This is a genomic window from Paenibacillus sp. PastF-3, from assembly GCF_029893135.1.
GTDB lineage: Bacteria > Bacillota > Bacilli > Paenibacillales > Paenibacillaceae > Paenibacillus_AQ > Paenibacillus_AQ nitricinens.
The window spans coordinates 101,981-113,802 of sequence record NZ_JARXWM010000002.1 but is presented as its reverse complement, the minus strand read 5'-3'; the positions used below and the strand labels follow the sequence as shown (position 1 = coordinate 113,802).

Sequence of the window (11,822 nt, the reverse complement as noted above, 5' to 3'; positions counted from 1 at the left end):
ACATTTAAGCCTGCATGGTAATTCTTCTCCGCTTTTCACCCATTAAGAATGCCCAGCATAAGATGCTCTATAGTCGATAGTGTATGTTGAAAGGAGCGTCATCCCTATGCTTACTGGCGTCAGGATCGTGTTCCTGGGCGGGGACGCGAGACAGCTTGAAGTGATTCGGAAATGTGTGGAATTGGATGCGACGGTAAGCGCTGCCGGGTTCGATAAATGGGAAACCCCTTGCCCAGGGGTGAGCCTGGAACAGATGACGGTAGAGCTGCTTAGTAATGCAGATGTATTAGTGTTGCCTACGATTGGTTGTGATGATGAAGGAAATATCAGTGCTTTATTTTCTTCTGAACGCTTGATGCTCTTGGAAGAACATTTTGCTGCTCTGCCACCCCATTGTTTGGTGTATAGCGGTATGGCTAAAAGCTACTTACGCGGCATGTGCGCCAAGCATTCGTTAAAGTTAATTGAATTGCTTAATCGTGATGATGTAGCCATCTACAACTCCATCCCAACAGCGGAAGGGGCATTGGTTATGGCCATACAGAACACGGATTTTACCATTCACAGTTCCAAATCGATGGTACTGGGCTTGGGCAGAACGGGTTTTACAATGGCAAGAAGCCTGCAAGGGTTGGGTGCTAGTGTCAAAGCCGGAGTTAGAAAACAGGAACATTATGCACGTGCTGAGGAAATGGGCTGGAAGCCGTTTATGACCAGTGAACTGTTGCTTCATGTGCCGGATGTTGATCTAATATTTAATACGATTCCAAGTATGATCATCACCGCACAAGTGCTTTCACGTATCTCACCGAATTGCTTAATTATTGACCTGGCTTCCGCTCCAGGTGGATGTGACTTTCGTTATGCGGAGAAAAGAGGAATTAAAGCGATGCTGGCACCTGGACTCCCTGGCATTGTAGCTCCTAAAAGCGCTGGGATTATTATGGCAAATGCGCTGGTTCAGTCGATATCGGACGAGGCTTTAATCAAGGGGGACGAATAAAATGGATTGGCACGGAAAAACAGTAGGGTATGCGATTACCGGATCTCACTGCACATTTGCGGAGGTAATGCCGCAAATTCAACGCTTCGTAGATGGAGGAGCAAACGTAGTGCCCATAGTTTCAGCATCCGTACTAGGCACCGACACCCGCTTTGGAACATCGCAAAATTGGCTAAAACAGTTGAAAGATATAACAGGTAATGATATCATTTCTACAATTGTTGAAGCGGAACCGCTGGGTCCTTCCAAGCTGCTGGATGTGCTTACCATAGCACCTTGCACTGGAAATACAACGAGTAAATTGGCAAATGCTATGACCGATAGTCCAGTGCTCATGGCTGCGAAATCGCAGATGCGCAATGGACGTCCACTTGTTCTCGCGATATCTACCAATGATGGCTTAGGTCTTAATGCCGCAAATATTGCAAAGCTTCTCGTGGCTAAACATATTTATTTTGTGCCATTCGGACAGGATAACCCTGAGGGCAAACCTAATTCGTTAGTAGCGCGTATGGATCTTATCCCAGAAGCTTGCTATGCCGCTTTGCAAGGTAAACAACTACAGCCGATGATTATTGAAAAGTTTCATTCCGTCTAGAATAGGGCGGAATCGGTGGAGCTAGTTGCGGATAATAAAAGGGGAGATGCACTAAATGAGCAATGAGAAGGTAAATGCCGCCTTGGTCGGAGTTGCTTCTTAATCAATAGACGCGGTCGTTAACGCTCAAAGCCAAGATCTGCTAAACCCATTGCTGAGATCATTGCTACCAAAAAATATAAGCTTACTGCTACCGTCCTCTGTTCGAGGGCGGTACAACCATTTTTCAAATTAAAAGAAAATTACTTAAGAAATAAGCTTACGTACTGTAAAGGAATTTCTCATTAGAAACGAAATGAATTCTATTTACGAACGATTAGTGTGTTTGCTTTGACAATAATGGAGGAATTATACATGGGTATTCTGGTACAAAAATTCGGAGGAACATCACTCTCAACACCGCAAGCTAGAGAGCACGTCATTCGTAATGTCAAACGGGAGCTCGCTAGTGGCTATAGTCTGGTCATCGTTGTTTCGGCTATGGGCAGACGCGGAGAACCTTATGCAACGGATACGCTGCTGGATTGGGCCGTACAGAATGGAGATTCACTTCCAGAGCGTGAGAAGGATCTCTTGATGTGCTGTGGTGAGATTATCTCTGCGACTACACTTTGTGGATTGCTGGAGAATGAAGGGATTGCTTCTACGGTATTAACGGGAGCTCAGGCTGGTTTCTTGACCGATAGCAACTATGGCAATGCAAGAATTCTAGATGTACGTCCTGAACGAGTTCTCCGCGAATTGCGTGAAGGTAAAGTGGTTATAGTGACAGGGTTCCAAGGACAGACTGAAGCGGGTGATTTGACGACTTTAGGACGTGGAGGAAGTGATACCTCTGCGACTGCACTGGGTGCTGCTCTTCATGCAGATATGGTTGATATCTATACAGACGTTAATGGGATTCTTACAGCAGATCCGCGGATCGTTGAAGACGCTAAACCGTTAACTTATGTTAGTTATACAGAAATTTGTAATATGGCTCATCAAGGAGCAAAGGTCATCCATCCGCGTGCGGTTGAGATTGCTATGCAGGCACAAATTCCAGTACGTGTTCGTTCAACATTTTCTGAGAATGAAGGAACGCTGGTTACGAATCCAGAAGGATTCAACGACATTCAGTCTGGCGGCATTGTAGATCGCTTCGTAACAGGGATTGCATATGTCAGCAACGTCACACAGATTTCTGTGGAGTGTCCAGATGGAAATGGTACGGGCGTTCAACTGCAAATTTTTAAAAGTATGGCTGACAACGGAATAAGCGTTGATTTTATTAATGTAACACCTACGGAAGCTCTTTATACTGTGTTCGATGACAAATCAGAAAAGGCCATCTCAGTTCTTCAGCAATTGGGCCTGCGTCCTAAGAGTTTATCAGGTTGTGCAAAAGTTTCCGTTATCGGAGGCGGAATTAATGGTGTGCCTGGTATTATGGCTCGTATCGTTGAGGCACTTAGCTCACAAAATATTCAGATTCTCCAATCCGCAGATTCGAATACAACGATTTGGGTGCTGGTGAAGAAAGAGGATATGGTGCAGTCCCTGCGTTCGCTGCACGCTATGTTTGAATTGCACCGCTAAGGAGGAATTCAAAGTGGATTTCGGAAGATTAATAACAGCCATGGTAACTCCCTTTGACGGGGATGGAGAAATCAACTGGGATGTAACTTCACAGCTTGTCGATTATTTAATTGAGGAACAGAAATCAGAGGCTTTGGTTGTCTGTGGCACAACTGGGGAATCCCCTACGTTAAGTGATGAGGAGAAACTGCAGCTGTTTTCTTTCGTACTAGAGAAGGCGAATGGTCGCTGTAAAATTATTGCTGGAACAGGCAGTAATAACACGAAGCACTCTATTCACCTCACGAAGGAAGCGGAGAAAATAGGTGTGGACGGCGTACTTTTGGTCGTTCCTTATTACAATAAGCCTAATCAGGAAGGGCTCTATCAGCATTTTTCTACGATTGCTTCGGAGACTTCATTACCAGTTATGCTGTATAATGTTCCCGGTCGCACGGGTGTGAGTATGAGCGTAGACACAACCCTTCGACTTGCAGAAATTTCGAATATTGTTGCGACAAAAGAATGTGCATCTGTCGATCAAGTGACACTTATCGCTTCTGCGTGTGCCGATGACTTCCGTGTATATACTGGTGATGATTCAGCGGGCTTAGCTAGTCTAGCCGTAGGTGGATACGGAATTATCAGCGTAGCTAGTCATGTGGTTGGTGCACAGATGTCAGAAATGATCTATGCATACAGCTCCGGAAATGTGCAGCGAGCGGCAGAGATTCATCGGAAACTGTTCCCAATTTTTAAGGGATTATTCGAATGCCCGCAACCGCTACCGAATCCTTCCGCGGTCAAATATGCTTTAACTCTGAAGGGTCTGCCTGTTGGAGGCGTCAGATTGCCGCTTATTTCACCTACGGAAGCGGAAGCGGCCTTTATTGAAGCGCTATTTCACTAAGTGCTGAACAATGATATTCTTGTGTTTAAACCGGCTTCTCCTGTGGAGAGCCGGTTTTTATATTTATTATATTTTGCTAAAATAATGGGTCACATTTAAGGAAAGAATTTGGATACGAGATAGGGTGACTTGTCTTTTGCCAAAAAAATCATGTATAATGATCTTAAGTGACTGGGTGCGGTTAAAATTAAATATGCGGTAATCTTCCGTCAATGGTTTACATTGTGAGACAGGATAGGTCCCAAGATGAGTCTGTGTAAATGATTGAAATGTCTTCGCGCGAGGGGCGCGACGGTGAATTTTGACGGCATTTGTCCGTTTCAATATGAACTTTACTGCCCGGAATCGGGAGCTTTCGCATTGCGCATTTTACAGATATCAGGAATATCCTTGTTAATTAGGAAGCTATCAGCTGTTTGAAGAATGTGTTCAGCGCCGCTGAAATAATCGAAGTTCAATATTTACCAATAAAAGTATGACGTCCAACATCATAGGAGGGTTAGATTCATTTGTCCAAAAAAAACAACAACGATAAATTGATGATTTTCGCATTGGGCGGAGTCGGAGAAATCGGGAAAAACATGTATGTCATTCAATATGGAGCTGACATTGTAGTCGTGGATTCGGGACTTAAGTTCCCGGAAGAAGATATGCTCGGTATTGATATTGTAATTCCTGATATCTCTTATTTGACAGAGAACCGTGACAAGGTAAGAGGAATTGTACTTACCCACGGACACGAGGATCACATCGGTGGTCTCCCATATGTCCTGAAGAATTTGAATGTTCCGGTTTACGGAACAAGACTTACATTAGGACTTGTAGAAAACAAATTGAAGGAAGCGAACTTACTGGGTGACACCAAACGGATTCTGATCAATGAAGATTCAGAAATTCAACTGGGAAGTTCACTCAAAGTTACTTTCTTCAGAACCAATCACAGTATTCCTGATTCCGTCGGTGTGTGCATCGAAACACCGGAGGGTAACGTAGTTCATACGGGAGATTTCAAATTTGACCACACTCCAGTCAACGGTCAATTTGCAAATTTGCATCGGATGGCTGAAATTGGTCAGAAGGGCGTGCTTGCTCTTTTGTCGGATAGTACAAATGCTGAGAAACCAGGCTTTACCCCATCTGAAAAGAATGTCGGTATTGTTCTGGAAGATATTTTCCGCAAAGCTGAACAACGTGTCGTTGTAGCAACCTTTGCTTCCAATGTGCACCGTATTCAGCAAGTGGTTAATGCGGCAGAATCCACAGGTCGTAAAATTACAGTAATTGGCCGTAGTATGGTAAACGTTGTATCTATTGCTTCTGAGCTTGGATATCTGAACGTACCTGACGGTATGCTGATCGAGCCTGAAGAAATGAACAGAATGGCAGCGAACCGTGTCGTTGTTCTTTGCACAGGATCCCAAGGCGAGCCAATGTCTGCATTGACCCGTATGGCACGTTCCAGTCATCGTAAAGTAGATATCTTGCCAGGTGATACTGTTATTATTGCAGCAACACCGGTACCAGGTAACGAGAAATATGTAGGTCGTACCATTGATGAATTGTTCCGTCTTGGCGCTAACGTAATCTATAGCGGTTCCAATTCTGGCGTTCACGTATCCGGTCACGGTAGCCAGGAAGAGCTTAAGCTTATGCTCAATCTGATGAAACCTAAATATTTCATTCCAATTCACGGTGAATACCGTATGCAACGCAAACATGCGCTTTTGGCAGAATCCGTAGGCGTAGAGTCTCAGAACATTTTCATCACTGAAATCGGTGAGATTGTGGAAATTCAAGGCGGTGCCGCTCGTAAAGCTGGTAAAGTAACGGCTGGTAACGTATTGATTGACGGTCTGGGTGTAGGTGATGTAGGTAATATTGTATTGCGTGACCGTAAGTTGCTGTCTCAAGATGGTATTTTGGTTGTCGTAGTTACACTAAGCAAACAGAATGGTGCAATTGTCTCCGGACCTGACATCATTTCTCGTGGTTTCGTTTATGTCCGTGAGTCCGAAGGACTGCTTGACGAAGCGAACCGAATTGTTTCCAGTACACTGCAGCGCCTGATGAGTGAGAAAGTAAATGAGTGGGCATCGCTTAAAACAAGCGTAAAAGATTCACTCGGTCGTTTCTTATATGAGCAAACGCGTCGTAGACCGATGATTTTGCCAATTATCATGGAAGTGTGAGGAGAATTCTCCTTAAATAAATATATAGCTTGGGCATTGGCCCCTTTTCCCCGGAAATATTGGACGGTTTCTACGGGAAAAGGGGTTTTTGTATTGTTTATATTTATATCATGAGGAGAGCTTTGCATAATGCGGGGCCCTGAAATGTCATACTAATGAAAGTTAGTAAGGCTATAGCAGACCAGAGCTGCATAAGAAAAGGGAGAGCTGCGAAGATGAACTACATGAATGGATCAAATGGAGCAAAGAATGAGGAAGTTATACCACAAGAGGGAAATCCAAGTACAAATGAAAATATGCCGCCCACGACAATGGGTGCACTGAAAGAGCTTGGACAAACAGCGGTACCTACTGGTGAACCGGATATCTTTTGCATAACGATCATCGGTCAGATTGAAGGCCATATTGTAATGCCTCCTCAGAACAAAACGACAAAATACGAACATATCATTCCCCAGCTGGTGGCAGCTGAACAGAATAAGAATATTAAAGGTCTGCTTATTATTTTAAATACGGTTGGTGGAGATGTAGAAGCTGGTCTAGCGATTGCCGAAATGATTTCTTCGCTCTCTAAACCAACGGTAACAGTAGTCATTGGAGGGGGCCATAGTATTGGCGTTCCGATCGCTGTATCCTCTACGTATTCAATTATTGCGGAAAGTGCAACGATGACGATACATCCGATTCGTATGAATGGTTTAGTAATTGGAGTGCCACAGACGTTCGAATACATGGAAAAAATGCAGGAGCGTGTAGTGAAATTCGTTACTTCTCATTCTCGGATTTCTGAAGAACAGTTCCGTGATCTCATGTTTAAGACAGGTGAGCTCAATCGTGATATTGGAACAGCCGTTGGGGGGTTGGACGCCGTTAAATATGGTCTCATGGATGAGGTGGGCGGGATCGGAGCTGCCTTAGCGCATCTTAACCGGATGATTGGTGGAGATTTCTCTGCAGCGCCTACAGCAGCGATTTCGGGAGGGCTTACGCAATGACACTCTACACGATAATGTCGATGGAACAGGTGTGGGAGGGTGCCTTTAATAATTACGCTACAACGCGAGAAGTAAGTGTTCAAGGGATGCTCATGCAGGTTGAGCCGATGGAGGAAGGACGCGCGCGCATAGTTAGATTGCTGGATTGTCCTTTGGAGCGATATTTGGATCCGTCGTTCTCTCCAGGAGCGATAATTACGTTAACATAAAGATTCAATTTTTGACAAAAGAGAACATAGGTACGCCACGCCATTATATGGTATAATGTTGTTCCGGGGGTGGCTGGCGTGGCTAAACGAAAAAAGAAAAAGAAAAAAGCGCTGCTCGGCAGCGTTTTAAAATATGAAATTTATGGAATTTTACTAATAACGATATCCGTTATTGCTCTGTCCGGTGAAGCGGCGGTAGGGCGGTCACTTTCAAGTATGGCGGGTTATTTATTAGGGAGATTTTATTTTGTGTTGCCGCTTATTGGTATTTTTTATGGGCTTATGGTTATGATCCATCGAAGATGGCCTTCTTCTTGGAACAGTCGGCATACAGGCGTGCTTTTGCTTCTGCTTTCCATGTGCCTTATGAGTACGATTTCTGCAATGGAGCAGAAGCTTGGCCCGTTGTCCTTGCTCCATCCTGGCAACGTGATGACACAAATACATAATGATCTTTCGGGATCTCTTTCGCCTGGTGTTAACAATAGTAATGTCTATATGCTGGGTAAGGATATAAGTGGTGGATATATCGGCGGGTTGGAGTATGCTGCGCTGCTGTGGCTCTTTGGTAGTCTGGGCGCTAAGCTGCTCATGATAGTTATGCTTGCCATCAGCTTTATGTTAATTACAAATCTCTCTTATGTAGAGATTATTACTCTATTACGAGTTCGTACGGTTAAGTTTGTGGAGGGGATTCGTCTCCATGCGGCAAACCGTCCGAAGGCAGTCCCGGTAGCGGCTAGACCTTCTAAATCAGCTGCCCAGGCTAAGACTCGGCAGGTGAAGCAGCCTGTCTATGAAGAAGATGACGAAGAGGAAGAAGACGATCGATATTTACCTAACCGCAAGCAACCTGTTCTTTTGAAAAAAATATCCGGTTGGTTCTCAGGCTCCACCCGTTCAGAGGCGGAAGCTGATTCTGGGAATGATGATCAAGGTCCAATTGTAACAAGTGCTTCGCACGGTCCGATCATTTCCGGGCTTTCAGTAGATAGTCGTGTGACTTCACTTGAGGATATTCATCAGGATTTTGATGATGCAGATATGGATATGGAACCTGTGACGCCAATTATCCGCGACTTCTTTGAGCATATCCGCTCAGAAGGGTTGAATGAGGAAGATAGGGAGGATTGGAGTGAATTCTCTCCAGCGGCTCGTGGTGTTACTAGCAAAGCTCCTGTTACTGGGGCTAATCCAATTCATCAACAGATTTCAGATGAGCCTGAGGAGAATGTGAACATAGACTTGAATGGATTGCTAAGTGCTACTCCGGATGGCGAGATCGTTCCTGCACCACCAGCACCACCTCCACCAAAGCCTTATAAGCTGCCATCTTTCCGTCTTCTTGCTAAACCTAACAACAGCGGCAAAGCGGGAGATCAGAATGATTATATGCAGACAGCCCGTAAGCTAGAAGCTACACTTGAGAGCTTTGGAGTAAGGGCAAAGGTTCTTGAAGTAGTTAGAGGTCCAGCGGTTACACGGTATGAAATTCAGCCGGATATTGGTGTTAAGGTTAGCCGTATTGTTAATCTGACGGATGACATTGCACTTGCTCTTGCTGCCAAAGATATACGTATGGAAGCACCCATTCCGGGTAAATCAGCAATTGGAATAGAGGTGCCAAATTCCGAAGTGTCTGTTGTTACTATGCGTGAAGTTATGGAAACACAGATCTTTCAGGAAGCAGAGTCCAGATTATCGATTGCCTTTGGACGTGATATTTCGGGTCAGACAATTATCGGTAATTTAGCGAAGATGCCCCATTTATTGGTGGCTGGTGCAACGGGTTCTGGTAAATCGGTTTGTATTAACGGGATTATTACGAGTATTTTATACAAAGCTAAACCTGATGAAGTCAAATTCCTGATGGTGGACCCGAAGATGGTAGAGCTGAATGTCTATAATGGGATTCCGCATCTTCTGGCTCCAGTGGTTACTGATCCGAAGCGGGCGAGCTTAGCTTTAAAGAAGATCGTTGTGGAAATGGAGAAAAGGTATGAACTCTTCTCCAAATCGGGAACACGGAACATGGAAGGCTATAATAAGCTGATGGCTGAGAATCCAGCGGCTATTCTTCCTTATATTGTTGTTATTGTGGACGAGCTTGCGGATTTGATGATGGTTGCCGCTAACGATGTAGAGGATGCTATCTGTCGACTCGCACAGATGGCGCGTGCAGCTGGTATTCATCTAATTATCGCTACCCAGCGTCCTTCTGTAGATGTCATTACAGGTTTGATTAAGGCTAATATTCCTTCTCGTATAGCTTTTGGTGTGTCGTCCAATGTAGACTCTCGAACCATTCTAGATATGCCAGGCGCGGAGAAGCTTTTGGGTCGAGGAGACATGCTGTTCTTACCGATGGGGGCTTCTAAACCGATTCGAGTACAGGGTGCTTTTATGAGCGATCAGGAGGTTGAGACGATCGTTCAATATGTCAGCAGTCAAGGGGAAGCAGAATATGATGAGTCTATTGTTCCAGAGGTAGATGACACAATCGCAGAAGATCAGGAACCTCAGGATGAGTTATATGAGCAGGCCGTAACGATCGTGCTTGAAGCGAAGCAGGCTTCGGTCTCGCTTCTACAGCGCCGGATGAGGGTTGGTTACACCCGTGCAGCCCGTTTGATTGACTCCATGGAGGCTCGTGGGGTCATTGGGCCATACGAGGGCAGCAAGCCGCGTGAGGTGCTTGTGTCACTGGAGCAATATCAGCATAACAAGATCAGTTCTTAAGCTGGACAAGTCAGTTCTAGCATTTAATAGACAGTGAGAAGGGGCGGTGCTCAAGTAGTTTGTACTACTTGGGCACCGCCCCTTACTCTGCTGAAGAAGTGTAAACGCCCCTTCAAATAATGGTCTTTGTAAAGCTGCATTAAAGAATTAGGGAATTTCTCCCTGAAATACTGATATTATGGCCCTCAGAATTACAATTAGAGAAAAGCTCCCTATAATTTATTAATTTTGGTAATAAATAAAGGAATTGGCCTGATTTTTAGGGAGGAATTCCCTAATTCCATTCATTATCAGAGAATATCCACTATTTTCAGGGAGTTTTTCCCTAAAGTGCGAACCTGTTACTTGGACTATTGTGAATTCATATCACTAAAAGGTTGAGAAGTATGACGTATATCTATAATTTCAATTAATACGTGGTTCCACAGTAAAATGTGTCCTTTAAATTCATGATTCATATCAACTCCATGGTTTTCTTATTTCGATTATAGTTGATAATCATTCTCAATTACAATGGGAAGCTATTTCTTCTTTTTAGTAATGCATAGGATGCGCTGACAGTCGTCATAATAACTTTAGCCATCCATGCAGAACTTACAAAAGAAAGGTAGAGCGAACCCTATGAAGAAACAAAAGATGTGGATATTTGCTGCTTTAACTCTTGCACTTGCTGCCGCGCCGTTTGCAGGAACGTTTTTCAAGGGGAATGGCATTGTTCAGACCAAGCAAAGTGCTGCTGCGTCATTTGTCCACGAGTTAAATAATCCTGACGAAGAAGCCTTGCCGGCTTTCAGTACAACACCCATTAAGCTTGGGTCCACGGGTCAGGATGTCTATGAATTGCAGGGACGATTGAAGCATTTAGGTTATTATGCCGGAAAAATAGACAGTCAGTTTGGGCCGAAAACGAAGAATGCAGTCACTTGGTTTCAATGGAAGTTCGGAATGAAGTCTGATGGCATTGTAGGTGCCAAAACGAAGCTGAAGCTGTATAACGCCACGAAGAACTGGAAGCCGACTGAGCCTTCTACGGGCACGGGAAATAAGACAGCAGAGGGAAACACTGGCAATAAAACAAATACGACAGATAAATCGAATTCTCCAGGGTTGTCTTCAGGCAATTCGATGGGTTTATCGGAGAATGATCTGAAGATCATGGCCAATGCCGTGTATGGAGAAGCCAGAGGTGAGCCTTTTGAAGGTCAGGTTGCTGTGGCTGCGGTCATTTTAAATCGTGTGAAATCACCTAGTTTCCCGAATACGCCGTCAGGTGTTATTTTTCAACCGAGAGCATTTACAGCTGTAGCCGATGGCCAAATCTATCTGGAGCCAAATGAGCAAGCACGTAAGGCAGTACAGCAAGCACTCAGTGGTTGGGATCCATCCGGAGGATGCCTGTATTACTTCAACCCTAAAACGGCTACCTCAAAATGGATTTGGAGCCGGCCTCAGGTTAAGACGATAGGTCAGCATATTTTCTGTATGTAGAACAGTAGGATAGAGAATTCAAAGAGCAACCGGGAAGAGGCTTCCGGTTGCTTCCTTACTTTGGAATGGTTTAGAATGGTTAATAATTCATAAACATGATGTAGAGCAACTATCCACGCCGTAAAGGAGTTTTG

At 44.5% G+C, this 11,822-nt stretch carries 9 protein-coding genes; all 9 read left to right on the top strand.

Annotated features, from left to right (window positions below; translation table 11 throughout):
• The first annotated feature begins 106 nt into the window (after positions 1 to 106).
• The 9 genes from dpsA to sleB all read left to right on the top strand — a co-directional run bounded on the left by dpsA (position 107) and on the right by sleB (position 11,688).
• Positions 107 to 1,003: a dipicolinate synthase subunit DpsA gene (gene dpsA, locus M2444_RS04435; RefSeq protein ID WP_094870283.1), complete on the top strand. Its 897-nt coding sequence runs from the start codon at positions 107 to 109 to the stop codon at positions 1,001 to 1,003.
• A 1-nt stretch (position 1,004) separates the two neighbouring features.
• Positions 1,005 to 1,601, top strand: coding sequence for a dipicolinate synthase subunit B (locus M2444_RS04430; RefSeq protein ID WP_042189406.1), 597 nt, complete (start codon positions 1,005 to 1,007; stop codon positions 1,599 to 1,601).
• Between the two features lie 354 nt (positions 1,602 to 1,955).
• On the top strand, positions 1,956 to 3,179 hold the full coding sequence (gene dapG / locus M2444_RS04425; RefSeq protein WP_094870282.1) for an aspartate kinase: 1,224 nt from the start codon (positions 1,956 to 1,958) through the stop codon (positions 3,177 to 3,179).
• Positions 3,180 to 3,192: 13 nt separating this feature from the next.
• Positions 3,193 to 4,068, top strand: coding sequence for a 4-hydroxy-tetrahydrodipicolinate synthase (gene dapA, locus M2444_RS04420; RefSeq protein ID WP_094877307.1), 876 nt, complete (start codon positions 3,193 to 3,195; stop codon positions 4,066 to 4,068).
• A 509-nt stretch (positions 4,069 to 4,577) separates the two neighbouring features.
• Entirely contained in the window at positions 4,578 to 6,257 is a 1,680-nt protein-coding gene (locus tag M2444_RS04415; RefSeq protein WP_042189403.1) for a ribonuclease J, read from the top strand.
• A gap of 215 nt (positions 6,258 to 6,472) precedes the next feature.
• Positions 6,473 to 7,252 carry a ClpP family protease gene (locus M2444_RS04410; RefSeq protein WP_179281594.1) on the top strand — a complete coding sequence of 260 codons (780 nt, stop codon included), beginning with the start codon at positions 6,473 to 6,475 and terminating at the stop codon, positions 7,250 to 7,252.
• Positions 7,249 to 7,461 (top strand): YlzJ-like family protein, encoded by a 213-nt coding sequence (locus tag M2444_RS04405; protein ID WP_042128829.1) that lies wholly within the window; start codon positions 7,249 to 7,251, stop codon positions 7,459 to 7,461. The genes M2444_RS04410 and M2444_RS04405 overlap by 4 nt, the downstream gene beginning before the upstream one ends.
• 78 nt (positions 7,462 to 7,539) lie before the next feature.
• A complete protein-coding gene (locus M2444_RS04400) occupies positions 7,540 to 10,200 on the top strand; it encodes an FtsK/SpoIIIE family DNA translocase (RefSeq protein ID WP_094877309.1) in 2,661 nt (886 codons plus the stop codon).
• A 621-nt stretch (positions 10,201 to 10,821) separates the two neighbouring features.
• Positions 10,822 to 11,688, top strand: coding sequence for a spore cortex-lytic enzyme (gene sleB / locus M2444_RS04395; protein ID WP_094870303.1), 867 nt, complete (start codon positions 10,822 to 10,824; stop codon positions 11,686 to 11,688).
• Positions 11,689 to 11,822 lie beyond the last annotated feature (134 nt).